Genomic DNA, 25,179 nt, shown 5'->3' on the forward strand with positions numbered 1-25,179 from the left:
GTATGGCTCTCCGTGCGCACAGCGAGGCCAGCAAACAGGTTCAAACGGGTCGAACCCTAAACGGGAGTAATGGCGACCCAGTCCTCGCCGCCGGAGTTGCCGGACCCGGAAACGCTCGCAGACACCTTCCACGTCTACGAGGTCGACAGGACCGCAGAGGACGGTATCCGGTACTACGGCGAGCCGATGACCGAGTCAGAGCAGGTCATCCACCGCATCGCGCCGGCGTTCCGCCAGCGCGGGTATCGCGTCGCACTCAAGCGAGAGATGGGCGAGTGGGTATTGATCGCACAGGAGCGGTCGCTCGGCGTCGACGGTATCCCGTGGTTGAACGTCGGACTCGCCGTCCTGACGCTGCTATCGACGCTGTACGCCGGGACTCGCTGGTACGGGCTGTCAGTTCTTGAAGACCCGACAGCGATGCTCGCGGCGTGGCCCTTCGCCGCGGCAGCGCTCGGTATCCTCGCGGTCCACGAGTTCGGGCACTACGTCATGAGCCGCTACCACGAGGTGGAGGCGAGCCTGCCGTACTTCCTGCCGTTCCCGAACGTCCTCGGGACGCTGGGGGCGGTCATCAGCATGAACGACCACATCCCCGACCGCAAGGCGCTGTTCGACATCGGCGTCGCCGGTCCGCTGGCGGGCTTGGCCGCCACGGTCGTCGTGACTGCTATCGGCGTGACACTCCCGCCGGTGGAGGTGACACGCGGCATCGTCACGAACATCGAACTCGGCTACCCGCTCCTGCTGCAGGGCATCGCCGCGGCGATGGGCGAGCCGCTGGAGTACGCGAACCCGCAGGTCCTCCCGAACCCGGTCGTCATCGGCGGCTGGGTCGGCGCGTTCGTGACCTTCCTGAACCTCCTTCCGGTCGGCCAGCTCGACGGCGCACACGTCGCCCGGTCGCTGTTCGGCGATCGCCTGTCGCTGGTCCAGCTGGCCGTCCCCGCCGCCCTGTTCGGGCTCGCGGCCTACCTCGTCGTCTTCGAAGGAGGGCGGGCGGCCGGGCTGTGGGCGTTCTGGGGAATTCTGGCGCTGGTGTTTGGGCGGCTGGGCTCCGCGACGCCGCTGGACGAGACGCCGCTGGGACTGGGCCGCTGGGCTGTGGGCCTGCTTACGTTCGTCCTAGGGATGCTCTGTTTCGTCCCGGTGCCGCTGGTCATCACGATGTAGCGCCCGACCGGGACTCACAGCCCGTACGGGTCGTATTCAGGCCTGTTGTCGGCGTCGGCAGGAAGGTCGTAGCCCTCCCGGAACTCGGCGAGTAGCTCGTCAGCGGCGGCAGTAAACAGCACGGCGACGCCGTAGGGGCGGGAGTACGAGTCGGCATCGGGCGGGTCGGGGTCAATGAAGATAGCGTCTGTCGGCGGCTCGCCGATACCGGGGAGTTCGGTCAGCAGCGACTCCATCGGAACAAGACCGGTGAGCACACTCGGGACGAACGCGCCGCCGGGCAGCGGCGCGCGCGGCTGGACGAAACACTCCGCGACCTGCTCGCCGTTCTCTTCGAGCACGGTGCTCGCCGGGCGTTCGAGCCCGGGTTCCCAGAGCGCAGCCGCCACTGCCGGGATTTCGGCGTCGACGGCGAAATCCATCGCAACGCGGTCAAGCCGCTCGAACGAAAGCAGCGACCAGGCCTCATCCGAATCATCGGGGTCGCCGCCCAGTGTCGCCTCGACGAGATCGCCCGTCCGGAGGTCGTCGACCGCCGGTTGTCGCTCGCCGTAGCCGGACTGGTACACGGTGTAGAGTCGCGTTGCATCAGTGTCGAACAGATTGATATGTGGGACCGCGTTGACGACCCGGTAGACCCTGAACACACCCGTGCGCTCGTCCATATTCCCCCGACGCGCTCCACCGTCAAGACTCCGCGGACTCGCCGCCGGTCAGTCGGTCGCCATCAGCCGGAGCCACTCGGTCAGGCAGTCGTCGCTACAGTGGTGGTGGCGCTGTCGGCCGCCGGTCGTGTCCACCACGCCAGTGACGAGGTGCCAGTCGTCGGCGTACACGTGGCCGCCACAGACCACGCAATCGCGCACTGTCTCGTCGTCCGTCTCTTTCCCGACTGACACCGTCTTGACGTAGTAGGTCCCGCCGAGAGCGTAAGGCGTTGGCAATTTCATCGATGCAGTCTGGGGACCACACCCCCCTAAATGACGGGGTAAAACCGTCCGGTCCGTCACAACACGGAGGTAGCTTCGGCTCTAAGCGACAGACATGAGTCACTCCACAGATCTTCCAGATCCGGACCCAGAACAGCTCCGCCTGGCCATCGAGCGGCTGCTCGACGAGACGGTTGACCGCAACGAGCCACTTCACCTCTCGGCCGACGAGTTGTCTGTCTCTATTCCGATGCAGTTCGGCTCGGATGCCCCGCAGGCGACGTGGCGGTTCGACGGCGACGTGACAGTCTCAGTCGATGGTGTTCGGGGGCCGCTGAGAGAATGGGTCGATCTCGTCGACAGTCGGTCCGCGGACACAAAGTGAGAGCCAGCACAACGCGAAGAGCGCCCCCCAGAACATTGCATGCGGTGTGGGAGTGTCGCCTGTTCTTGTGAAATAGGCCACAGTTCTTACGGTCCCATCTCATTTCGGTGTAGTCCAATCGCCGAGTGGACACGGCGGGACGCCACCAACTGTGTCTGTCAACGGAATCTCCTGGTCCTTGCCGCCGTGTCCGCCCGCCCATCCCATCGTCTACCTGCTGTTGACCGTCCGCACCCCGTAGGTCGCTAGACACGCCACAAACGCGATGGTGCCGAGTTTCCCGCCGAACCCTGCGAGGTACGGCATCGTTCCGACGTAGAGGCCGCCGGCGAGCAGTCCGGCTCCGAAGGTTGCTCGCTCGCTCGGCAGCCGGTTGGGGCTCACCATCCCGACGAACGAGGCACAGAACGCTACAGCGGCGACCTGGCCGCCGACCGGTAACAGCGCCGGCGCGAGCAGACCGACGACCAACCCGACGACCGCCGATCCGACGACGGGGCCATGGTCGAGGCGGACGCTCACGACGAAGGTCAAGGCTGCGGCGACGCCAGCTACCGCGACGAGTGCGACCGCCGTCACCGGGTCCGGGAGCGCTGCTGGCTCGGCCGGGTTCGTGCCCGTCGTCAACGCGACCGTCCCGCATCCGACGAACGCCGTCGTGCCGAGTTTGCCGCCGAACCCGTCGAAGACGCGTTTGGCCGCGACGAAGATGACGCCGGCCATGAGACCTGCGGCCGCGACCGCCAAGCGGCCCACAAAGACGCTGGGGGCGACCATCCCGACGAACGACCCGCAGTACACCGGAGCGCCGTACGTCGGCACGAACAGCCCGGCTAGCAACCCGACCAGCGCCGAGGCGACGACCGGCCCCAGGCCGGCCTCGACCGCGAGCCAGCGCGTGACCGGCGCGGCGACCGCGACGGCGTGTAGATTCACGATATCGGTCTCTGTCACGACGAAGCCGCCGTCAGTCACGACACGTCTGGCCTCCCCGGCCGTCACGTAGCCGATACAGACCGCTGGCAGACAGGCGAGTGTGATGACCCAGGGCAGAGAGTGCGCGTGAACCAACTCTGCGACACCGCTCGCGGCCGCAACCGTAACCGTCGACGCCGCTACCGCGAGAGTACTCGCTCCGAAAAGATGCGCCGTCCGACGCATGCAACGAGGGTAAGGAATAGTGACGGAACCACACCGTCCCTGCATATACGGGCTGTACTCCGACCCCACACCTCGCTGGTGAGTATCCAGGGCATACTTGCAGAATATACCTACAGAGTGCCGAGAAGCTACATCGACGGACTATGAACGGGTTGGGGCCTCGCTTGGCTGTGAATATCAACGAATCGCCGAGACAGCGACCTCAGACGGGGCCCAACGACTCACCGAGGCTGCTCAGTCGCTCCCGCCGTGCGAGTGGCCGACGAGCAGCGAAACTGCGTTACAGACGACGAGTGCGACGAACGCTGTCCGCGTTGCTCCGGAGTGCAGTCCGGTGACCAGTAGCGGGAGATAGAGAAACGGGAGTGCAATCGCTGTCCAGAATGCGATACCTCGAACGGCGGAGACGAACGGCTCGTCGAACTCCGGAATGGACTCATCAAACTGGGCGAGTAACTCGTATGCGGACGAACTTGACATGTGGGAGGGACCTGTCCACGACTTCCACTGGAGATAGCTTATAACCTCTAGAGGTTTCCGCCCGTTTCGCTTCGTTTCACACACAGCGACACCCCAGCAGCTCATTTTACTACAGTCTGAGCGGCGCTTAGACGTTTTATCCGCGTTGCAGATGCTGTGTGATACGCGGTGGCACTTCCGCTTTCGGTGACAGCTCTGGATGGCGTATTCGACCGATTACGGTCCGAGTAGTGACACGGTTACGTCGTGGTCCGTATCCACTAGTGTCGTGCTATCGACGACGTGATCAGGCAGGGACTCACGCCACTCGGCGAGCCGTTGTTCGTGGTAGGTCCGATGGCGTTCCACCGAGTACGTCTCGTCGTCCGCGTCTCGAAGTTCGTCGGCGGTGTCGTCGGGCGTCGGATACGACGGTGCGTCCGTCGCCAGTAGTGAGTCGGGCTGGATGTGTATCGGCTCATCGTCGTCGTCGGGCTGGACGACGTGGAGACGCGCTCGCATCCGACCGCTGAACGGCGGTGTGACGCGCAACACGGTCTCTGATCCGTCCGCAGTCGCTTCAATGGCTGCGACGAGGTCAGTTGCGTTTATCGCAATTGATTTGATGTCTGTCGGATCTGTGTCCATGGCTGAGTCTGTGGGTTCCATTGGTTCAGGCTGTTACATTCGGTTGCTGTAGTCCCAGGTGTGGAGGCGGTCGGGCGTGATAGTGATCTGTATCTCGCGGCGGTCAGGTGCAAGCAGTCGTTCGGCCAGCGGCGAGTCAGTTCCGCCGAGATACCGGTGTAACAAGTCAGTGAGAACGGTTTTATCCTCGTCCGCTGTCATCGTCGCTGTCCCGTTACCCCTGACACCGCAGTACGGCGGCTCGTTCGTCGAAACCTCGAACGAGACGTCGTCGTCGTAGTCGAGGTAGTCGACGACTGCCGCGTCCGCGCCAGTCGCACACTCGAAGGTCCCGTCGACGAACCGGTACCACAGCGAGAGCATCCAGGGCCTGTCTGCTGGAGTTTGACACCCGAGGCGGAGTGGCACAGTCTCGGCGCTGAGAAACTGTGCCATTTCCTCGCTCGTCCACGGTCCGGAGACGGTCACCATACACACAGCGTACGGTCGCCGCTATGTTAACATCTCTGGCATGAGTCACTGCATTGTGACAGTACAGTCGCATAAAATGGCAATAGAACAACTGCTACATTCTCAGAATTGATAATATACTGGATAGCTTTATCTTGTTGTTCAGGAAAGTCTCGGTGAGAGCAGTACGTGAGTCGACAGGAGGGATAACAAGTGCAAATGCGTGGTGAGACGGAGGAAGCAACGGTACTCGTGGTCGACGATGAACAAGACATCGCAGATCTGTATTCGACGTGGCTGCTGACTGCACACGACGTTCAGACCGCATACAGCGGTACGGAAGCGCTCGAGTTAGTGGACGCGTCGGTCGATGTCGTTTTTCTGGACCGGCAGATGCCCGACATGAGCGGTGACGAAGTGCTCGACGCTATCGCACAGCAGGGCCTCGACCCGGCAGTGGTGATGGTGACAGCCGTCGACCCGGATTTCGACATCGTCGAGATGCCCTTCGACGAGTACCTGACCAAGCCGGTCGGCCGTGATGACCTCCTCGACACTGTCTCGGAGATGCTCGTCCGAACCACGTACGATGAGCAGGTCCAGGAGTACTTCGCCGTGGCTTCAAAGAAGGCAACGCTAGAAACGCAGAAGAACACGCCGCAACTCGAAGCGAGCGACGAATACCAGAGCGTCAACGAGCAGTTCCACGAACTCCGTGACAGAGTCGACGCCACGGCTGCAGAGATTGACGATTTCGAGTCTGTTTTCCAGCAGTTCCCCGGCAGCGGTCTCTCGTCTGGGTGACCGCTGCCGATTCTTGCTCAGTGAAATCGCTCCACCCACCGGAGCTGCCATGACGAACGTAACGGCGTTTGGGAGCCACTCACCGCTGCGGCGACCTGCTCGCTCGGAACACCATTCTTTCAACCGACACAACGCCATCTGTCCGGCTCCGTGACAGAGAGCTGGTCGCTATTGACCGATGTGATCTGGAAAATGCCCGGGGAGGGCTCCGAACCCTCGATCTCCGCATGGCCCAGGTCTGGGGCGTGACGAGCGCCCCGGGGTCATGACGGGTTGCACTGCCGCATGAGTCGAGAGACCCTATGAGTGCGGCGCTATGTCCAGCTAAGCCACCCGGGCGCGGGTGCATTCAGCCGTTGGCCGTTAGCCGTCTTGAAGGTTCTCATCTCCACCGGGACTGTGGCACAGTCCCACGCTGCGTGGGCGCATCGTCGCTGATACTCGACCCGCGGATTTAAGCCATCACGCAGGTATGCAGCCAGTATGGAGATACCAGACCTCGTCCAGCAGGAACTCGGGGACGAGGAGATCCGGGGCGGTGTCAACCTCGGCGACGAAGACGCGGCCTGTTTCACACCGACCCGGACGCTCGTCTACCGCGGTGAGGGTCTTCTCAGCGACGAGAAGGTCGCCAGCTATCCACACGACTTCGAACGGCTCACGGTTTCGGCCGGTCGGCGAAAGACCAAGTTCTCGCTCATCTACACTGGTGAGAAGCTTGAGCTGTCCGTTCCCGGCAACCGCAGCGACGCCGTCCTCGAACGGCTACTCGAAGGTAAGCTCGCCGTCTCGGGTGGTATTGCCCCGGACGAGAGTCTCGCCGGCGTGTTCCGGTTCAGCGAACTCACGCTGGTGGTTACCGACCGCCAGTTGCTCAAGCACATCGGTAACGTCACCTGGGATGCCGACTACGAAGCGTTCTCCTTCGACGACGTGACCGGCCTTGAGTTCGAAGAGGGCAGCGTCGCTACGGCGGTCGTGCTCTCGTTTAACGAGCGACCGGAGCGCATCAAGGCTCCGTCCGAGCAAGCACCGATGGTCCGGAAAACGCTCGAAGAGGCCCTCTTCGCGTACCACGACGTCGACTCGCTTGCCGACCTCAACACCAAAGTCGGGGCCGACCCAGACGAGAGTGCAGACGAAGCTGGCAACGGGCTCGGCCTGGAATCCGGCATCGACCCCCTTGTGAGCAATGACGAGGAGGGCAGTGATGAGTCCGAGACTGCATCTGCGAGCACCAGCACGCAGGCCGCGACCCAATCGACCAGTGAGCAGGGAACTACCGCCGAAGCCACGACGGAGACACGATCCACTGGCACAGCAGGCATAGACACCGACTCGGTCGAGCCTGACACCGCTGCAGACCCCGATATCGCTGAACTCGAAGCACAGGTCGCCGAACTGACCGCTGCTGTCGAGGCCCAGAACGAACAGCTCCAAAAGCAAGAGCGAACAATCAAACAGCTCATCAAGGAACTCCGGCAAGGCCGCTGAGTCGTCTGTTTTGACTGGAGCTGTACTTTTGAGGCCGCTTGGCTAATGAAGTCGTGGGTGCAGCCACGACCTCGCTACCTGCAGGTCGTACCGTCCCAGTCACAGAATCAGGACCGTCCCCTAAGATTGCGCTGCTCACGGCTCCTTGCGTCGCCGTTCGCATCAACGAGGGTCGCTCCCTGCGGTCGCTCCTTTGCTCGCGGGTCGTTCCTCCCCGCTCGCCCGACCGAGGCCGTGGCCTCTGTCGCGGCTACGGCCCCGCTACTCCCGCCCTAACACTTTCCGAATACACGTCGACCCGAACGGGCCCAGTTCGCCACCGTCGAACTGGACGAAGTGACCCGTGTTGATAGCTGCACCACAGCGCTGACACGAGAACTCTCCTTCCCGGACGACCACGTCGCTGTCGAAGTTCACGTACGACCCCTGTGACCGCGGGCGGACGACACCGTTCTCGCGTTCGATGAGGCCCCGCATCACGGCGGTATCGAGTATCTCGCGCTGGACCTGTGGGTTGGTCGTCACCGTCTCGATACGGTCGAGGGCGTCAGCGACGGACAGCTCACCGTGTTCCAGATGGGCGAGCAGTTCGACGCCGAGTTCGACCGGGTCTCGCGTCTCGGACACAACCACCGATTCAACCCCGAACAACGTAAAAGATACCACAAAGCGTTTGTCGATTGCTGCCGCTCAATTGGGTAGATGGACCGCCTCGCGAAGCGACAGCTGGTCGGGACTGCTGGGCTGGTGGGAGTCGTCGCCATTGCGACGACGCTGCTCACGCCCGAGCGGGTGGTAGCTCAGATGCTGCACCTGGCCGACCACCCTGTCTACCTCGCGGGCGTCATCGTCGGCCTGTATCTCATCCGCCCGTTCTTTGCGTGGCCCACGATGCCGCTGTCCGCGTTCGTCGGGTTCGTCCTCGGCGTCAAGTACGGCTTCCCGGTCGCGCTGATGGGGGCACTCGTCACGTGCCTCATTCCCTACCGGTTCGCGCTCCGGGCTGGTGAACAGGGCGGGATGTTCGGCTGGCTGGGCGACTCCGGCCGCCGGATCATCGAGGTAACCGGCGAGATGCGGGGCGTCCTCGCAGCGCGGCTCTCACCGGTTCCCGCGGACCCCGTGTCCTATGGGGCCGGGTTCGCCCGCGTCTCGCCGCGTTCGTTCGCTGTCGGGACCTTTCTCGGAGAGATTCCGTGGGTTGCCGTCGAGGTTACTGCGGGCGCGTCGCTGCGGTCGTTGACGCTCACCGGCCTCACTATCGACGCGCTCCCGCACGTCCTGCTGTTTTCGGCGGCGCTGGCCGTGTTGGTGCTTGCGGGACCGGCCTATCGCCACGTCAACGCTCCGAACTCGTCGTGAACTCGAACCGCGCGCCACCGCTTTCGCTCTCTGTCACCGACACCGACCAGCCGTGAGCCTGCGCAACCTCGGTGACGATTGCCAGCCCGAAGCCGGTCCCCGTGTCGCTCGTGGTGTAGCCGCGGCCGAACACGTCCTGTCGCTCCTCCGGCGAGATTCCGGCTCCGTCGTCGGCGACGTAGAAACCGTTGTCTGTCGTCCCGACGGAGACCGTTATCGGTGCGACATCATCCGTCGAGGCCCCGTGTTCCACGCCGCCGTCGGTCCCTGACCGACTGCTCGTGGACCCATGTTCCACACTGTTTCGGAACAGATTCTCGAACACCGTCCGGAGCCGTGCCGCGTCGGCCTCAACCGTCGCCGTTCCGTGCTTTTCCAGCCTGGCTTCGCCTGTTTCGACATCGGCCCAGGCCTGCCCAGCGAGAGCGGTGAGATCCACCATCGCCGTCTCACCGACCGTCTCGCCCTGTCTGGCGAGGGTCAGCAGGTCGTTGATGAGGTCGTCCATCCGGTCGGCCGCGGACTCCGCCGCTTCGAGGTGCGATACGTCGCCCGACGTCCGAGCGGCCGATATCCGCCCTTTGACCACGTTCAGCGGGTTCCGGAGGTCGTGGCTCACGACGGAGGCGAACTCCGCGAGCTGTCGCTCTCTCTCTTTCCGGTCGCTGATGTCGCGGATGACGCCCGCCGTGCCGTTGAACTCTCCATCGGCTGCCGGAAGTAACGCGATGTGAATCTCGATAGGGGTGTGCTCCCCGTCCTGGTCGACGATATCGGTTTCGAAGGTCACGTTCTGCCGGGTCGGCTCGGATAGCATGGTCCGGATGAGGTCGCTACCGCGGTCGATGTCATCACCAGCCATAATCGTGGAGATGTGTTCACCGATGAGGGTATCCGGCTCGAAGCCCGTCAGTCGCTCTATCGCCTCGTTCGCGTAGGTGAACACGCCCTCGTCGTCGAGGGTGTACACCGGGTCGCCGACGGCCTCGATAATCGTCTCGTAGCGTTCGAGTTCCCGCTTGCGCTGCTTTCGGGCCGTTGTCTCACGCATCACACCGACCGAGCCGTCGAAGGTCCCATCATCGTCGAACAGTGGTGCGATCCTGTCCTCATTGATCCGGACCGTCCCGTCAGCCGATATCGTGCGCATCTCGTAGGACGCCCACGTTCGCTCGTCGTCGAGCAGGTCACGAATGAGGTCTGCCGCTTCCTCGACGTCCGCGTCGGGCATGAACCGGGCCGGATTCGAGCCGATGATTTCCGAGCGGTCGTACCCCAGATGGACGGCCATCGCCTCGTTCACCATCTCTATGGTCCCGTCCCTATCGAGGACGTACATCGGGTCTCCGACGTTTTCAACTAGCGTGCGATACTCTCTGAGTGCCCGCTCTCGACGCTTCCGCTCGGTGATATCCCGGCCGATTCCAGCAATCCCGAACGGGTCACCGCGCTCGTCCTCGATGAGCGAGCCCTTGAACTCATACTGGAGTTGCTCGCCGTCAGCCGTCTCAACACCTGCCTCGATGGTTCCGTACCCGGTCTCCAGCGTCTCCTCGAATATCCGCCACAGTTTGTCGTGGTCAGAGTCCACAATGAGCTCGTCAATTCCTATCGACGCTAATTTCTCGTTGGTGTACCCGGTCACCGACGGGACGGTGTCGTTCCATCGGACCAGGCTCCCGTCGGTAGCGACCACGTAGAACATATCGTCGATAGAGTCGATGAGCTTCTCGGTAAATGCCCGCTGATCCGCGAGTTCCCGTTCGCGCTCCTCGCGTGCGGTCACGTCGGTGATGAATCCTTCGAGGATTTCGACGCCGTCGTCGTCAGTGTCGACGACACGCCCGCGTTCCCACATCCAGCGAGTCTCACCGTCGGCCGTCTCAATCTGGTAGGAGACTTCGAACGGTTCGTCGGCGGCGATACAGGTCTGGACTGTCTCCCAGAGACGCTCTGTCTCGGAATCCTCTATGAGCGTGCCCCAAGAAACGTCGCCACTCTCGAGCGCCGCCGAACTGTAGCCGACGAGTTCCGCTGCACCGTCGCTGACGAACTCCATTGGCCAATCGGGTTCGTTCCGCGCGCGATACACCATTCCCGGAAGGTTCGAGATGAGCGTCGACAGCATCCGCTCAGACTCTTCGAGCGCGGTCTTGGCCCGTCGTTCCCCCACAGCCCGCTCGATACGGTTCGCGAGCACGGCGTACTGGTCCGTTCAGACTCCCTTCTGCAGGTATTCGGTGACGCCGGCAGAGATCGCGTCACTCGCGATTTCCTCGCTTCCTTTGCCAGTAAAGAGGATAAACGGGAGTTCCTCGTACTCCTCGCGAACGACTCTCAGAAACTCGAGTCCGTCCATGCCCGGCATGTCGTGGTCGCTGACGACACAGTCGAACGCGTGTTCAGACAGTCGCGCTAACCCGTCGGCCGCACTTCGTTCGGTACAGACAGAGATGGCGCCGTGCGTTTGCTCCAGATGGACCGCAACGAGGTCACCGAGGTCGGGGTCGTCGTCGACGTGCAGCACCGAAATCTCCTCCCCGTGACCACTCATACCACTCTTTTCATTGTTCCAAGCTAATAAACCCGTGAGCGTCTCGTCAGTAGAACGTGTCGGCGCAGTCGTACACGACCCCGTGTTCCGGACAGACGTACTTGCAGTGTCGGTGGTACATCGCCCGTTCACAGAGCGGGCAGGGCCGACCGCCGGGCTGCTCGTCCATGATTCCGTAGACCAACCCCGCTCGCTTATGTCTTCCGGAGTTTCGGAACGGAATCTGGGTGAAATTGGAACAATCTCTTTTGCCGGGTAGACCGTCAGTGCAGCCGTGACTGACGACCTTCTCGACTCTCCCGGCGGGCGGCTGCTGGTCAGTGTCGTTGCAGCCGTCGCGGGCCTGGCCGGCTCCTACGCGGTCACTGGCTACGCACCTGCGTTCATCGCCTCGCCTATCGAACGGACGCTCGCACGGTCGATGCCCGGCATCATCGTCTCGACCGCCATCTCGACGCTTGGCAGTCTCGGCCAACAGTTGAATCTCCTGTTCGCCATCGCGCTCGCTGGGCTGTTCATCGCACTGGCGGCCAGGGCAGCCATCCTCATCGGGCAACTGGCGAATAACCGCGCCCTCCCTGTTGTCGGAACGGCTGTCGTCACCTGGGCTGTCAGCGTCGTTCTCACCGGCGAAGTCGTCCTTGCCGCTGGCCCGGCGGTCCCCGCCGCCGCCGTCGTCGGCCTTGCGCAGCTCCTTGACGGACTCAGTGGCTCGGTGTCGCCGATATCCTCGAAACGACGGCGGGCGCTCTCGACGGTCGGTGCTGCTGTCGCCGCGGCAACGGTCGGCTACACGGCTGGTAACCGGCGTCCGGTCGCCGCGATGGGTGACGACGCGCCCGTACTGAATGCGCCGGGGGCAGACCTCAACGATGTCGACGAGAAGCTCGCCGTCGCCGCGGAGTCCTCGCTTGGCTTTGGCGACATAGACCCGCTGGTCAGCGAGAACTTCTACGAGGTCGATATCAACTCCATCGACCCGCAGATCTCGGCCGCGGACTGGTCGCTCTCTATCACTGGTGCCGTCGAAGAGGAGATCACGCTCGACTACGGGGACATCCTGGAGATGGACGCCGAAAACCGGTTCGTCACGCTCCGCTGTGTCGGCGAGAGTCTGAACGGCTACAAGATAGACAACGCGCTATGGACCGGCGTTCCCGTCGACAGCCTGCTCGAAGAAGCCGGCGTCCAGAGCGGCTGTGAGTGTGTGATGCTCCGGGCCGAAGACGACTATTACGAGGAGTTCCCCATCGACGCGCTCAGGGGCGGGATGCTCGCCTACGGAATGAACGGGAAGATACTCCCGCGCGGCCACGGCTACCCCGTCCGGGCGCTGGTCCCCGGCCACTGGGGCGAGGTCAACGTCAAGTGGCTCTCGGAGATCGAAATTCTCGACGAGGAGGCCGACGGCTACTGGGAGAAACGCGGCTGGCAGGGGACCGGGCCGGTGAATCCGGTCGCCAAACTCCACCACGAATCGATGCTTTCCGACGGCCGGCGGCGGATCGGCGGCCCCGCCTACGCCGGCCTGCGCGGCGTCCAGCGCGTCGAGGTCTCCACCGACGGCGGCGAGACGTGGGCGGACGCAACGCTCTCGGACCAACTGCCGGCCGCCAGCGGCGACGGCCCCGCCGAGGACGCATGGCGACAGTGGGAACATACCTATGACCCGCCGTCCGGCGGCCACACCGTCGTCGTCCGGATGGTCGACCAACACGGCGAGGTACAGCCCGAGGAGGAGACTGACTCCTATCCCAGCGGTGCCTCGGGCTGGGTGTCGAAGCAGTACTCGTAATGCAAAGCGAGCGGCACATACCGCTGTAGTCGCTATCGTGTGTATGGACGAGACGATTGCCGGCGAGGTCATTCACGTCGTCCCGCCGGCCGATCACGAGGACTACGACTTCGAACCTGAGATGGCGTCGCTCGCCGAATCGCGCTACGTTATCGTCTGCCGGAAGGGCGGGACGCCGTCGTGGCTCGAACGGATTGCAGCCTTTCTTCGCCGCCAGCCCATCGAACCAGTCACGCTCGTCGCAGATTCGGCGGCTGAGGAAGGGACAGAAATTACCGCAGCCGTTGAGGAAACGACGATTACCGGCGTGTACGACGTGACCGAGTTCCGGTAGCCGGTCCTCGGCGAGTCAGCGAACGTGAAAAGAACGGCTTCAAGCGCGGCGAATGACAGAGCCGCCTCTCAGGCTGAGACGGTCAGCACTCGGACCAGCCACAGGACTCGCAGGTCTTGCAACCCTCTGAGTAGTACAGCGACAGCGAGCCACAGTCAGGACATTCCGGGCTCTCGCCGGCGTCGATGATGTCCTGCTGGTCGCCGCTCGTGTCGGCTGCGGCGGCCGCACCGCCGTCGGTCTGGGTCTGTGTGGCGGGTTCGGTCTCGCCTTCGGCCTTCTCGGCCGTCTCCTCCAGCGTGGTCTGGTCGGGATAGGCCTTGTCGACGTCGCCGTCGAGGTAGCGACGCAGGGCGGTGCCGATGGCGTCCGGGATAGACTGTATCTGCTCGCCCTTGTCCCAGGCGACCTTCGGCGACCGGATGCCCTGCAGTTCGTCGGCGATTTCCTCGGGGTCGACGCCCGAGCGCAGCGCCGTCGAAATGGTCTTTGCCAGCGCCTCGGTGAAGGAGGCGGTGAAGCCGCCGGAGTTGCCGATGTTGGCGAACAGCTCGAACGGCCGGTCGGCCTCGGGGTCCTCGTTGATGTTGACGTAGAGCTTTCCGTAGCCGGTGTCGATGCGCTGGGTGACGCCATGGAGCACGTCCGGCCGGGTCTGCTTCTTGGCGAACTCGGCGTCGGTGTCGCCGTCGGCGACACTCAGGATTTCCTCAACGGAGTCGTCGAGGGCGGCCTGAACAGCCTCGTCTTCGAGGAAGCCCTCGATGCCGCCGAAGACCTCCTCTATCTGGGCAACGACCTCCTCGGCGTCCATGTCCGAGAACTCCGTGTTCTGGGCGCGCGTTGTCAGCACCTGCTTGCTGCGGGTGCCGTCGCGGTAGTAGGTGACGCCCTTGCCGCCGTGGTCGTAGATGTACTCGAACACTTCGGCTGCGTCCTCGGTCGTGGAGTCGTTCGGGGCGTTGACCGTCTTCGAGATGGCGGAGTCGACGCCCTCCTGACAGGCCACCTGGATACCCGCGTGCTGCTTCGCCGAGAGGTCGCCAGTCGTGACGAACAGCTCGCCGATGGCGTCGGGCACAGTCGTCAGCCCGTCGACGCCGTCGAACTCGTTGTTGGCCATCTGCTCTTGGGCCTCCTGCTTGACGGCCTCGACGTCGATGTCGTTGTCCTCCAGTGCGCGGAGGAAGTAGTCGTCGAACTCCACGAGCATCTCGTCGCCCTGCACGTCGTCGGAGACGTTCTTGTAGTAGGCGACGTTGTAGATCGGCTCACAGCCACCGGTGGTGTTGCCGATCATCGAGGTCGTCCCGGTCGGGGCGATGGTCGTGGTGTTGTGGTTGCGGATCGGGTAGCCGTCCGCCCAATCCTCGGCGTCCTCGCCGGTCTGCTTCTCGAACCAGTCGGGGTAGTCCGTCGGGTTCGCGTACTTGGAGTTCTCCCACTCGGAGAAGACGCCGCGTTCCTCGGCGAGTTCGTGGCTCGTGGCCTTGGACCCGTGGTTGATGTGTCGCATCGTCTGGCGGGCGATCTCGTTTGCCTCCTCGGTCCCGTAGGCGACGCCGAGCTGGATGTACAGCTGTGCGAGGCCCATGATACCGAGGCCAATCTTGCGCATCTCCCGGACCTTCTGCTCGATCTTCTCGACCGGGAAGTCGGACATCGTAACGACGTTTTCGAGGAAGCGGGTGCCGAGTTCGATGCGTCGGTCGAACTCGTCCCAGTCGATCGCTTCCTCGAGGAACGCGTCGATAGCCGCTTCAATCGAGTCGTATTCGTCAGCGTGACGGTCCGACCAGACGCGCCAGTCCGGCGCGTCCGTGGCAGCCAGCGTCGAGAGGTTGATGTGCCCGAGGTTGCAGGCCTCGTACTCTTCGAGGGGCTGTTCGCCACACGGGTTCGTGGCGAGAATCTCGTGGTCGGGGTGTTCCTCGACGTCGAAGGAGTGTTGCTTGTTCACCCGTTCGAGATAGATGACACCGGGCTCGCCGTTCTCGTGAGCGCCCTCGACGATGTCGTCCCAGAGTTCCTCGGCCGGAATCGAGAGCTCCTCGCCGACCTCGACGTGCTCGCCGAGGCCGAACATGTCGTACAGTTCTTTCGTCTCTTCGGTGACGATGTGGGCGTCGCCCGTTCGTGGATTGGTGAAGGTGAATTCTTCGCCGGCTTTCAGCGCCTCCATGAAGTCGTCAGTGACCCCGACGGAGATGTTGAAGTTCGAGAGGTGGCCCTCGACGGCGTTGCGGAGGTGCTTTGGCACCTTTCCGTCGTCGTCAATGAGTTCCCGTGCTTCTTCCAGGGCCTCGGCAAAGGAGTTGTGCGTGAAGTCGTCCGGGTCGTTCAGGCGGAGTGTCTCGGCCAGCGAGACGTCCTTGTTCTTGGCGTGGATGAACTGGATGACATCCGGGTGGGAGACGCGCATGACGCCCATCTGTGCGCCGCGGCGAGCCCCGCCCTGCGCGATGGTCTCGCACATCTGGTCGTAGGTCCGCATGAACGTGATGGGGCCGGACGCGATGCCGCCGGTGGAGCCGACGGGGTCGCCGTACGGGCGGAGCTTCCAGAACGCATAGCCCATGCCACCGCCGGACTGGAAGACCTGTGCGGCCTCCTTGGCGGTCTGGTGGATGTCGTCGATGTCGTCGCCGGGCGAGTCGACGAAACAGGCCGAGAGCTGCTGGAGTTCGTCGCCGGCGTTCATCAGCGTCGGCGAGTTCGGCATAAAGGAGAGCTGCTCCATCTGCTCCTGGAAGGCGTCGGCGGTTGCTTCGACGTGCTCGCGGACGCCCTCGGGCAGTTCTGGCACGACCGTCTCGTAAGCGAACTTGTTGACGTTGTAAACAGAGAGTTCGGTCTCGACATCGTCGTCGACGGACGTTCCCTTGCCGAACACCTCGTCGGCGAGCTCGTCGCGACGCGGGTGGTCGGGCTTCAACTGGTCCGGCGAGACGTGTACGTCGATGTCCTGCTTGTTGGCCTCGAACACTGCTTCGGCGAGCGCGATGTTCTTGGCGACGCGGTCGAAGAGGTCTTCGGGTTCCTCGATGAGGTCACCGTCGGCATCCTTCCGGAGGTAGCGAGCCGGGAGGATGTTGTGGTAGGCGTTGCCTGTGAGTCGCTCTTCGATCGTGTCACCATCGGTACGTTTGATCGGGAGCGTGATCTCGTCGGCGGAAAGGTCGCTGTTACTCATCGCCCGCTCCTCCTCCCGACAGCGGCCGTCTGTCGGTCGATACCCCTCGTCGTAGCTACCCGTGATCCTGTCATTTCTGGCGGCGAATACGTATTCATCGATAGCGTTTAATCCTTCTTGTCTGCGATTCGGTGGCGGCCGTAGCAAGCTCCGGAGTCGCGGCTACGGTGCTCGACGAACTGTGCTGGTGACGCGTGAAACGATAGCCGCGTACAACGGAATAGATGCCGTCGATTCTTCTTAATACTGTCTAGACCGAGGTGAAAGTGAAAACCCATCCTCGTGAACCACCAGACGTGACCGAGATATCCAGTAGAAACAGGCGGGGGTTTGAGCGTTGTGACAGCCGCTCACTAACGGTACGTGGGGAGGTTATAAGACTGTGTCAGACCCTCCGCCCTATTGCGGTTTTGCCAAATCAGTCCTGTCAGTCCGTGCGGTGTCGATATCGCGTGCATGTTCGCTGTTTTGCTCTTGGTTCTTCTAGAACGTGTCCGCTATAGAGTCCGAGAGCGAACTGATTGACAGGCGAGAGGCGGGACGCTTACAGGTCTGTGGACCGAAGGAGAACGCGTGCAGTACGATGGGCTCACCAAGGGAATCGCAGTGGTGTTTGGAGGCCTGACAGTCGTCCTGACGGCGGTGGGCCTCGTAATCAATCCTGCGGTGCTCTTTCTGGCGCTCATGTTCGGGGTGTCGACGTATTTCATGTACTACCACCTCAGCGGGAAGATGGCGGCAAGCCTCTACGAACGGGTTGAGCGACAGGCGGCACAGAACACGGGGAATGCCCGTCGCGGCGGGTTCGGAGCCGGGCCACGAGAGGAGTGGGAACCACCGCGAGACGGTCGTCGAGCACGCCGCTCACAGGCGAGTCAGGGTGGCCAGCGTCGCCGCCAGCGACGCCAGCGCCAACGACGCCAGACAGCGGGCGGCCGGCAGCGCCGACAGCGCGTTCAGTCGTCGGGACCGAGTCCGGCGGAGGCCTACCGACGGCTGGGCCTCGACCCGGATGCCGACCAGAGTTCCATCAAGCGGGCCTACCGGGAGAAAGTCAAAGAGGTCCATCCCGACACCGACAGCGGGAGTGAACGGGAATTCAAGCAGGTGCAGGCAGCCTACGAGACGCTGACCGACGACTGACCACAATTTCCATAAGCGGTGCTCCGAACCGGGACGTATGGACAACGACACGCCGCCCCTCATTGTCGACATCGACGGGACACTGACCGACGAGAACCGCGCAATCGACCCCCACGTCATGCCAGTCCTCCGCGAGTGGCCTGCACGCGTCGTCATCGCCACCGGTAAGGCAATGCCGTTCCCGATTGCCCTCTGTGAGTTTCTGGGTATCGAGCGGACAGTCGTCGCCGAGAACGGCGGCGTCGTGTTCGTCGAAGCGAGCGACGAACTCAGGCTGGAAGGCGATCACGAGGCGGCGTTAGCGGTCGGCGAGGCCTACCGCGATCTGGGCCACGACCTCGGTTTCGGGCAAGTCGATCTGGCAAACCGATGGCGCGAGACGGAACTCGTCGTGTCGCGCGACCGGCCGCTTGAACCACTGGAGGAACTGGCTGCGGCGCGCGGGCTCGTCGTCCTCGACACCGGCTTCGCCTACCACGTGACGGACCCGGTCGTCGACAAGGGGACGGGTCTTGAAGCGGTGTGTGCAGAACTGGGCTTGGAGCCGGCCGAGTTTCTGGCGGTCGGCGACTCGGTAAACGACGCCCAGATGTTCGACCTGGCCGGCGAGGCTGTTGCCGTTGCTAATGCCGATGAGACGGCGCTCGAACGGGCCGACCGAGTGACCAGCGGGAGCTACGGCGACGGCTTTCTCGAAGCGGTCGCGCCATACCGGGAGTGACGGTCGCATGACCGACAGTCTGACCAGTCCCTGTCTGAATGGGCAAGCAGGTGACGGCATCGACACCAGCTAGCACATGGAGCGGCGTCACGCAACCGCGAACCCCGCGTGGCGGCTCAGTCCATGGCCCGTGCTGGCCGCGTCCTTGCGTATAAATATCCGTCCGAGCGCTACTGTGAGAGATACACTCAGCCACCGGATTCAGGAGGGCTCTAGAGCCGTAAATCCGGGGAAGGCTTATGTCTGCCCCACGGTAACGAGGGGATATGAGCCCCGACCGGGCTGTCCTCCGGCGTGCGCTTGACCGCGGCGAGCGTGAGGGCGGCAGCGTCGAGTTCAAAGAACGGCTCACCGAGAACCTCCACCTGTCCGAGGGGCGACTCGAATCTCTCGCGGCGCAGCTGCGCCACCGCGTTCTCTCCGGAGATGGGGAGGCGACGTACGTCGTCGGGGTCACCGACGACGGTGGTCTCGCCGGCATCTCGCCGGCGGAGTTTTCCGAGTCGATGGACGTACTCAGCCTGCTGGCAGAGGAGGCCGGCGCACACATCGAGGATGTCAAAACATGGGGCGTCGATGGCGTCTCGGACGACGGGTCGACCGACACGGACGGCATCGTGGGTGTGGCAACGGTCTCCGAGGGGTCGGTCCTCGCGGACGACGACCACATCGTCGTCGGAACCGCTGGGCACGTCGACCACGGCAAATCCACGCTCGTGGGGTCGCTGGTCACCGGCGACGCCGACGACGGCGAAGGCGGGACCCGCGGTTTTCTGGATGTCCAGCCTCACGAAGTCGAGCGCGGACTGTCGGCGAACCTCTCCTACGGCGTCTACGGTTTCGACGACGACGGGGCGCCGATCCGTATGGACAACCCACACCGGAAGGACGACCGCGCTCGCGTCGTCGAGGAGTCCGACCGACTGGTCTCTTTCGTCGACACTGTCGGTCACGAGCCGTGGCTTCGGACGACGATTCGCGGCCTCGTCGGCCAGAAACTCGACTACGGCCTCCTGACCGTCGCGGCCGACGACGGGGTGACAGAGACGACGCGAGAACACCTCGGTATCCTACTGGCGACGGACCTCCCGACGATTGTCGCCATCACTAAAACCGACCTCGTCGACCAAGAGCGGGTCGCCGAGGTCGAACGCTCCGTCGAACAGGCACTGCGAGAGGTCGACAAGACGCCGCTCCGGGTCGAGCGCCACGGCGTGGACACGGCTATAAACGAGATCTCCGAGACCGTCGTGCCGGTAATCACCACCAGCGCCGTCACCAAGGAGGGACTGGACGACCTCGATGAGATGTTCGAGGCGCTGCCCAAAACCGCCGGCGAGGCGGGCGACTTCCGGATGTACGTCGACCGGACGTACAACGTTCAGGGGGTCGGCGCGGTCGCCTCGGGCACTATCAAGTCCGGCGAGGTCGAAGCCAGCGACGAACTCTTGCTCGGGCCGATGCAGGACGGAAGCTTCCGGGAGGTCGAGGTCCGGTCCATCGAGATGCACTACCACCGGGTCGACGAGGCGAAGGCCGGTCGCATTGTTGGTATCGCGCTGAAGGGCGTCCGCGAGGCGGACATCGAGCGCGGGATGGTCCTGTTGCCGAGCGATGCTGACCCGTCGCCGGTACAGGAGTTCGAAGCTGAGGTGATGGTGTTGAACCATCCGACCCGCATCGGCGACGGCTACGAACCCGTAGTCCACCTCGAAACGGTCAGCGAGGCCGCAGCCTTCTATCCGGACGGCGGGCAGTTGCTCCCGGGCGACGCCGGCACGGCCCGGATCAGATTCAAGTTCCGCTCTTATCTCATTGAGGAGGGCCAGAAGTTCGTCTTCCGTGAGGGCAGTTCGAAGGGTGTGGGCACCGTCACCGACACCGACCCGGCAGAGTAGCGCCCCGCCTCTCTATCTTCCTCTCACCGGTTTACGTCGTCTCCGGTCAGTAACCTGTAGTCGTCATCCGGTCTTTCTGCGAGACCAAACAGCACGGCCCACTCCAACAGACTCGTCGTTCGCTCTCGCCAGACGGCCTCCCAATCGGTGTGCCGCTCGCGCTCCCAGCGAGGAATCTCAGCCCGAAGCGCCTCGAACGCAGCATCGGCATCTACCCCCTCTGAATCGAGAGCAGCGAGGAGCACGTCGACACCGAAGACCGATTCCTCGAAGGCTGTCGCAAGGGCCGCCCGGTCGGGATCAGTCCTCGTCCGGTAGTAACCCCGTTCGCTCTCGGCGACCAGTCCCAGCGCCTGCAGGAACACCAGGTACTCCTGTGCCGTTTTGCGGTCTGACACGTCGGTTGCCGTCTGTATCGCTCGACAGCAGTCGGCCTCGCTGTCGGGGACCAGCGGAATCGCCTCTCTCGCCGTGTCCAGAAACGAACGCGAGCGGGCCGGCGGCGCGACCTTGTAGCGCATACCCGATTACAGGCCGAAGCTCTCGGCTAACACGCTCTCGCTCGTCTCTCCGACGACGTGCGTGTCGCCGCCGACAACATCGATGGTGACGGCGGCCGGGCCGAACAGTTCAACGGGAAGCTCTGTGAAGTCCCAGTCCACGTCCTCAAAGACGCCCTCCAGTGGCTCGCCGTACTTCCGGGCCGCGACGGAGGGGACCTCGTCGAAGCGGTCGAAGGACTCGTCGACGGTGAGATGCACCTCGCTGCCGTAGGCGAGCGCGTCCGTGGTCCGGGCCATCGCAGTCGCTTCGTCGCCGGCGACCGGCGCGACCGGCGCGCGGCCGCTGGCCGACAGCACCGACACCGGGTCGAAGCCGAGTTCGGCAAGCCTGAAGACGGCCAGCTCGGCGGCCCGTGCTGCGGCGACGACACTCCCGGTCACGCTCGCAGTGGCGAACGACGGCAGGAACACGCCCGTCTCGGGGACGCCGGTGCGCTCGGCGACCTGGCTCGCAACGTCCTCATCCGGCAGTTCGTCGGTCTCAAGGGCAAGCACGGCGAAGTCGGCGTCCTCTCGGTAGCCGATACGCTGGAACGCCTCCTCTTCGGCGACCAGCGCACGTGCCGGGCCGCTCCCGAGCGCCTCGAAGCCGTCGACGGCCAGTTCCCAGCCGCCCTTCTGCGAGCACAGTAGGGCCAGTGCCGGGTGGTCTGTCGACAGTTCCACGTGGTTCAACGGTGCGCCGCCGATGGTGTCCATCGTTGACTGGACCGTCGCCAGCCCGGCTGTCTGGATTTCCGCGAGCAACAGGCCAGCTTCGACAGCACCGGGGACCTCGACACCGAAATCCAGCACCGCGGCGTCACCCTCTAGCGCGTGTACGTCGATCGTGAGTTCGTCGGCGAAGTCGATGGCCTCGTCAACGAGTTCCGTGGCCATCCGATTGAGGCTATCCATACGCCGTCTTTGGCAGCCTTCCTTTTAATCTCCGCCTTCGGCCGCGTCGCTTCTGGCCGCCCGACCGAGATGCTCTTCGACGGCCTCGACCTTGTCTTGTGCCTGCTGGTCGACGGTCCGCTTGTCGTCAATCTTCAGGAACGTGCTCACGCGGTCGGTCTGCTCCCCGACAGCCTCGTGGGCGGCGTGGGTGGCCGCGAACAGTTCCTCGCTGTTCTCCGCCTCGATTATCGTCCCCATCGGCGTCGTCTCGTAGTCGACGTCGAACGCCTCCAGCGCCGCGACGGCGTCGGCGACGTACGAGGACATGCTGCCTTCGATGACCGGTGCGACCGAGAGGAACCCTATGCAGGTCACATCGGTTCACACGCGCGCTCGCGACCTAATCGCTGTGGTGTCCTGCAGAAGCCGCCGCCCGAAGCGCTTACTCGGCGTCTTCGACCGGTGCGCCGCGCGCGTTCGTCTTCACGCTCTGGAGGCCCTGTTTCGCCTTCTGCTTCGAGGCGTACCCCTGTCCGCAGTCGGCGATTATCTCACCGTTGTCGTGGCGGAGCCGCCAGCGGGCCTTGTCCCCGCTGTCTTTGAACAGTTCGAACGTCGCCTTGCTACCGCCGTCGTCGGGGGCGGCCTCGTCCTTGGACTCGTCGATGACGTACGCGCCGGGGGCGTTGTTCTTGACGCTCTCGAGCCCTTGCTTTGCCTTCTGCTTCGAGGCGTAGCCCTCGCCGCTGTCAGCGATGATGTTCCCGTTGTCGTGGCGGAGCCGCCAGCGGTACTGCTCGGCGTTGTCCTCGTACACCTCGAACGTGGCCTTACTCGCGACGACCTCGGTCTCGACCTCGCCGTCCGCTTCCTCCCATTCCATCTCGATTTCGAGGGTGACGGTGCCGTCCTCGCGTTCGACCCCGACCTCGAAGTCGGACTCGGCCGGCGGGTCGACGGTCACAGTCTGTGCCTCGTCGGCCGGCACTGGCTCGCCGCGGCTGAGCCTGTTTGCCAACCGCCGGAAGTACGATGCGATTCCCCTTCGACTCCGCGTTTCCTGTGACTCGTGGACCGTCTCGTCTGTCATGCAACCACACTGACGATGGGACAACAAATAATGGTACTCCATACTTAGAGCGGCCTCGGTCTCGCTCAGAACAGCTGACCGAAGTAACAGGGTCTCGGCTGGCACGATGCACCCTCTGGTGGACAGCTGTCCCGCGACGGCCGTAGTAGGTCGTCGAACCGGAACGACGACTGACGGTGCGTACGAAGGGCTACGCGACCCATGCGACAGGTTCCTTCCAATTCGGGGCAGAGAATGCGCTGTGTAAATTCGCTGCTACTCGTCGGGCATTGACACTGTCGATTTCGATAGCATAACAACGAGTGGCACCTGTGAGACGAATCCGTACGTGGGGCATTGCAGAATCAGAGAGAAATGTCGAAGCGTGCCCCGCCGTCGCGGCCCTCACCGATGGTGATTTCCCAGCCGTGGGCGGCGACGATGTCCGTGACAATAGAGAGTCCGAATCCGGATCCGCCGTTACTCGTCGTGTACCCGTGTTCAAGAACAGTCGTCCGGTCTTCTGGGGGGATGCCGCGGCCGTCATCTTCGATATAGAAGCCCGACAGCCCAGTTCCGTCCGCATCGTCGCGTGTGCCAACTCGAATAGTCAGCGGCGTGTCGTTGTGGTCGAACGCGTTCCGAAAGAGATTCTCGAAAACCTGTAGCAGGCGGTCACGGTCTGTCTCAATCACGACATCTCTTGTAAGGTTCAGTTCGAGCGTCCCGCCGTCTGTCTGTGTGTGTTCCCACGCGTCCTCAGCGACGGCAGCGAGTGCGACCCGAGACAAGTCGGTGATGCTCTCGCCCACACGAGCGAGTGTCAGCAATTCGTCTATCATCGTTTCCATCCGGTCGAGGTTCCTCTCCATCGTCTCGACGTGCTCCGTGGGCGCATCATCTCGGACGAAATCGATTCTGGCCTTCGTAACCATCAACGGGTTCCGGAGGTCATGCGAGACGACGCTCGCGAACTGGTCCAGTTTCTCGTTTGACTCTTCGAGCTCTCGCTTTGTCTTTTTGAGTTTCTGCTCGTCGTGTTTCTGCTGTGTAATCTCTCTGGAGATGAACTGGACCGTGTTTGTGTCCCCAGTCTCGCTGAGCGGCGTGACAATGTTGTGAAAGTGACGTACCCCAATGGAATCCTGAAACGTCACCGCGCTCCCGGCGGTAATGGCGCGTTGGCCGTATTCGAGGCGTTCGGACGCTATTTCGGCCGGTAGCGCGTCCGACAACTGCGAGTCGATGAGTTCCGGACGCGTGGTATCGTGTGCCCGCGCCATCGACTTGTTCGCTGCACGGATTCGCCCATCGGTGGAGACCTCCACGATTTCGTCCGGTGTATTGTCGACCAGTTGCTCGTACTTCTGTTGTGCACGGTGTTGTCCGACAACGTTGCGTATCCGCGTGGCGAGCAACTGGAGTCGTTCCCCGTCTATGATTTTCTGCTTCTGAAGGTAATCATCGACACCGGTCCCGATTGCGTCACTGGCTACGTCCTCCCCACCTTGCCCGGTTAGTAGAATAAACGGTATGGCGAACTCCTCACTAACTTCCGTACACAGCTCCAGCCCGTCCATGCCTGGCATCTTGTAATCGCTGACGACACAGTCGACGCGCTGCTCCCGTAGCGATGCAAGCGCTTCCTGCCCTGTACTTGCTGTTTTGGTGGTGAAGCCGTGCGCGTCACTGAGCTTTTCGGACGCTATCTCGACAAAGAAATCACTGTCATCAACGACGAGTACACTGATATCCCCAGCAGAATCCATCGTACCCTCTAACTGGCTTGCAGACTGTTAACTGCCGGGTTTTGTTGTGGATAGATGATAGCTCTACACAGTGAGGACTCGGACGCACAGACGGTGAGACCACGAAACGGTGGTGGTCAAAATTGGTTGTGACAGACATCCGTTGAGGGCGTTGGGCAGAAAAACGGACCCTTGTCCCCACTCGTTCGCAGCCGCGGCTCTTGCTCCGCTCAGGTTTCCGTAATTCAGATCCAAGGACGATCTCGGCTCAAAACGCGACTCGCTCCGCTCATCGGTCTGCGTCGGTAGAAATGCGCTGGCTGGGATTTGAACCCAGGTTGTGACCATGGCAAGGTCACGTGATACCAACTACACTACCAGCGCGCACTTCGTTCGCACTGTCCTTCGCGACCGTAG

24 protein-coding genes, 2 tRNA genes and 1 pseudogene are annotated in these 25,179 nt (G+C 63.1%); 10 read left to right on the forward strand and 17 right to left on the reverse strand.

Annotated elements, in window-relative coordinates; all coding sequences use genetic code 11:
- The first annotated feature begins 69 nt into the window (after positions 1-69).
- On the forward strand, positions 70-1,173 hold the full coding sequence (locus D3D01_RS06920; protein WP_121511683.1) for a site-2 protease family protein: 1,104 nt from the start codon (positions 70-72) through the stop codon (positions 1,171-1,173).
- Positions 1,174-1,187: 14 nt separating this feature from the next.
- Here the strand turns inward: D3D01_RS06920 and D3D01_RS06925 are convergent, their stop codons facing one another.
- Positions 1,188-1,838 carry a hypothetical protein gene (locus tag D3D01_RS06925; RefSeq protein ID WP_121511684.1) on the reverse strand — a complete coding sequence of 217 codons (651 nt, stop codon included), beginning with the start codon at positions 1,836-1,838 and terminating at the stop codon, positions 1,188-1,190.
- 48 nt (positions 1,839-1,886) lie between these two features.
- Positions 1,887-2,123: a hypothetical protein gene (locus tag D3D01_RS06930; protein WP_121511685.1), complete on the reverse strand. Its 237-nt coding sequence runs from the start codon at positions 2,121-2,123 to the stop codon at positions 1,887-1,889.
- A gap of 94 nt (positions 2,124-2,217) precedes the next feature.
- Here D3D01_RS06930 and D3D01_RS06935 point away from each other — a divergent pair, with 94 nt between their 5' ends.
- Positions 2,218-2,487: a hypothetical protein gene (locus D3D01_RS06935; protein ID WP_101350608.1), complete on the forward strand. Its 270-nt coding sequence runs from the start codon at positions 2,218-2,220 to the stop codon at positions 2,485-2,487.
- Between the two features lie 210 nt (positions 2,488-2,697).
- On the opposite strand, the gene D3D01_RS06940 is transcribed toward D3D01_RS06935, so the two are convergent.
- The 4 genes from D3D01_RS06940 to D3D01_RS06955 all read right to left on the reverse strand — a co-directional run bounded on the left by D3D01_RS06940 (position 2,698) and on the right by D3D01_RS06955 (position 5,226).
- Positions 2,698-3,648, reverse strand: coding sequence for a hypothetical protein (locus tag D3D01_RS06940; RefSeq protein WP_121511686.1), 951 nt, complete (start codon positions 3,646-3,648; stop codon positions 2,698-2,700).
- 234 nt (positions 3,649-3,882) lie between these two features.
- The gene (locus D3D01_RS06945; protein WP_053967630.1) at positions 3,883-4,128 is read right to left on the reverse strand and encodes a hypothetical protein; all 246 of its coding nucleotides are present in this window, start codon (positions 4,126-4,128) and stop codon (positions 3,883-3,885) included.
- 216 nt (positions 4,129-4,344) lie between these two features.
- The gene (locus tag D3D01_RS06950) at positions 4,345-4,755 is read right to left on the reverse strand and encodes a hypothetical protein (protein ID WP_121511737.1); all 411 of its coding nucleotides are present in this window, start codon (positions 4,753-4,755) and stop codon (positions 4,345-4,347) included.
- A gap of 33 nt (positions 4,756-4,788) precedes the next feature.
- Positions 4,789-5,226 (reverse strand): pyridoxamine 5'-phosphate oxidase family protein, encoded by a 438-nt coding sequence (locus D3D01_RS06955; protein WP_121511687.1) that lies wholly within the window; start codon positions 5,224-5,226, stop codon positions 4,789-4,791.
- 192 nt (positions 5,227-5,418) lie between these two features.
- Between D3D01_RS06955 and D3D01_RS06960 the strand changes: the two genes are divergently transcribed.
- Positions 5,419-6,009, forward strand: coding sequence for a HalX domain-containing protein (locus D3D01_RS06960; RefSeq protein WP_121511688.1), 591 nt, complete (start codon positions 5,419-5,421; stop codon positions 6,007-6,009).
- Between the two features lie 193 nt (positions 6,010-6,202).
- On the opposite strand, the gene D3D01_RS06965 is transcribed toward D3D01_RS06960, so the two are convergent.
- A tRNA-Met gene (locus D3D01_RS06965) sits at positions 6,203-6,348 on the reverse strand.
- Positions 6,349-6,492: 144 nt separating this feature from the next.
- Here D3D01_RS06965 and D3D01_RS06970 point away from each other — a divergent pair.
- Positions 6,493-7,503, forward strand: coding sequence for a hypothetical protein (locus D3D01_RS06970; RefSeq protein WP_121511689.1), 1,011 nt, complete (start codon positions 6,493-6,495; stop codon positions 7,501-7,503).
- A 261-nt stretch (positions 7,504-7,764) separates the two neighbouring features.
- On the opposite strand, the gene D3D01_RS06975 is transcribed toward D3D01_RS06970, so the two are convergent.
- The gene (locus D3D01_RS06975) at positions 7,765-8,154 is read right to left on the reverse strand and encodes a DUF5830 family protein (RefSeq protein ID WP_101350603.1); all 390 of its coding nucleotides are present in this window, start codon (positions 8,152-8,154) and stop codon (positions 7,765-7,767) included.
- 51 nt (positions 8,155-8,205) lie between these two features.
- On the opposite strand from D3D01_RS06975, the gene D3D01_RS06980 reads away from it, so the two are divergent.
- Complete coding sequence (locus D3D01_RS06980; RefSeq protein ID WP_101350602.1) at positions 8,206-8,865, forward strand: TVP38/TMEM64 family protein; 660 nt, start codon at positions 8,206-8,208, stop codon at positions 8,863-8,865.
- Here the strand turns inward: D3D01_RS06980 and D3D01_RS06985 are convergent.
- Positions 8,843-11,419, reverse strand: a pseudogene (locus D3D01_RS06985) (PAS domain S-box protein). The gene D3D01_RS06980 and the pseudogene D3D01_RS06985 overlap by 23 nt on opposite strands.
- A 46-nt stretch (positions 11,420-11,465) precedes the next feature.
- On the reverse strand, positions 11,466-11,588 hold the full coding sequence (locus tag D3D01_RS24810; RefSeq protein ID WP_004591539.1) for an HVO_2523 family zinc finger protein: 123 nt from the start codon (positions 11,586-11,588) through the stop codon (positions 11,466-11,468).
- 105 nt (positions 11,589-11,693) lie between these two features.
- On the opposite strand from D3D01_RS24810, the gene D3D01_RS06990 reads away from it, so the two are divergent.
- A complete protein-coding gene (locus D3D01_RS06990; protein WP_121511690.1) occupies positions 11,694-13,214 on the forward strand; it encodes a sulfite oxidase in 1,521 nt (506 codons plus the stop codon).
- Positions 13,215-13,257: 43 nt separating this feature from the next.
- Entirely contained in the window at positions 13,258-13,548 is a 291-nt protein-coding gene (locus tag D3D01_RS06995; RefSeq protein WP_101350599.1) for a hypothetical protein, read from the forward strand.
- A gap of 82 nt (positions 13,549-13,630) precedes the next feature.
- On the opposite strand, the gene D3D01_RS07000 is transcribed toward D3D01_RS06995, so the two are convergent.
- The gene (locus D3D01_RS07000; protein WP_121511691.1) at positions 13,631-16,741 is read right to left on the reverse strand and encodes an adenosylcobalamin-dependent ribonucleoside-diphosphate reductase; all 3,111 of its coding nucleotides are present in this window, start codon (positions 16,739-16,741) and stop codon (positions 13,631-13,633) included.
- A gap of 573 nt (positions 16,742-17,314) precedes the next feature.
- Here D3D01_RS07000 and D3D01_RS07005 point away from each other — a divergent pair.
- The 3 genes from D3D01_RS07005 (at position 17,315) to D3D01_RS07015 (ending at position 20,503) form a co-directional block, all read left to right on the forward strand.
- Positions 17,315-17,884: a J domain-containing protein gene (locus D3D01_RS07005; protein WP_101350597.1), complete on the forward strand. Its 570-nt coding sequence runs from the start codon at positions 17,315-17,317 to the stop codon at positions 17,882-17,884.
- A gap of 37 nt (positions 17,885-17,921) precedes the next feature.
- Entirely contained in the window at positions 17,922-18,605 is a 684-nt protein-coding gene (locus D3D01_RS07010) for a phosphoglycolate phosphatase (protein ID WP_121511692.1), read from the forward strand.
- 266 nt (positions 18,606-18,871) lie between these two features.
- Entirely contained in the window at positions 18,872-20,503 is a 1,632-nt protein-coding gene (locus D3D01_RS07015) for a GTPBP1 family GTP-binding protein (RefSeq protein WP_121511693.1), read from the forward strand.
- Positions 20,504-20,526: 23 nt separating this feature from the next.
- On the opposite strand, the gene D3D01_RS07020 is transcribed toward D3D01_RS07015, so the two are convergent.
- The 6 genes from D3D01_RS07020 to D3D01_RS07045 form a co-directional block, all read right to left on the reverse strand.
- Positions 20,527-21,024, reverse strand: a complete 498-nt coding sequence (locus D3D01_RS07020; protein ID WP_121511694.1) for a hypothetical protein — start codon at positions 21,022-21,024, stop codon at positions 20,527-20,529.
- 6 nt (positions 21,025-21,030) lie between these two features.
- The gene (gene mch / locus D3D01_RS07025; RefSeq protein ID WP_121511695.1) at positions 21,031-21,963 is read right to left on the reverse strand and encodes a methenyltetrahydromethanopterin cyclohydrolase; all 933 of its coding nucleotides are present in this window, start codon (positions 21,961-21,963) and stop codon (positions 21,031-21,033) included.
- A 24-nt stretch (positions 21,964-21,987) separates the two neighbouring features.
- Complete coding sequence (locus D3D01_RS07030) at positions 21,988-22,320, reverse strand: MTH1187 family thiamine-binding protein (protein WP_121511696.1); 333 nt, start codon at positions 22,318-22,320, stop codon at positions 21,988-21,990.
- Positions 22,321-22,387: 67 nt separating this feature from the next.
- Positions 22,388-23,035, reverse strand: a complete 648-nt coding sequence (locus D3D01_RS07035; protein WP_121511697.1) for an HVO_2922 family protein — start codon at positions 23,033-23,035, stop codon at positions 22,388-22,390.
- Positions 23,036-23,379: 344 nt separating this feature from the next.
- On the reverse strand, positions 23,380-24,783 hold the full coding sequence (locus D3D01_RS07040; RefSeq protein ID WP_121511698.1) for a hybrid sensor histidine kinase/response regulator: 1,404 nt from the start codon (positions 24,781-24,783) through the stop codon (positions 23,380-23,382).
- A 291-nt stretch (positions 24,784-25,074) separates the two neighbouring features.
- A tRNA-Gly gene (locus D3D01_RS07045) sits at positions 25,075-25,146 on the reverse strand.
- Positions 25,147-25,179 lie beyond the last annotated feature (33 nt).

Source organism: Haloarcula sp. Atlit-7R (genome assembly GCF_003666065.1).
GTDB lineage: Archaea > Halobacteriota > Halobacteria > Halobacteriales > Haloarculaceae > Haloarcula > Haloarcula taiwanensis.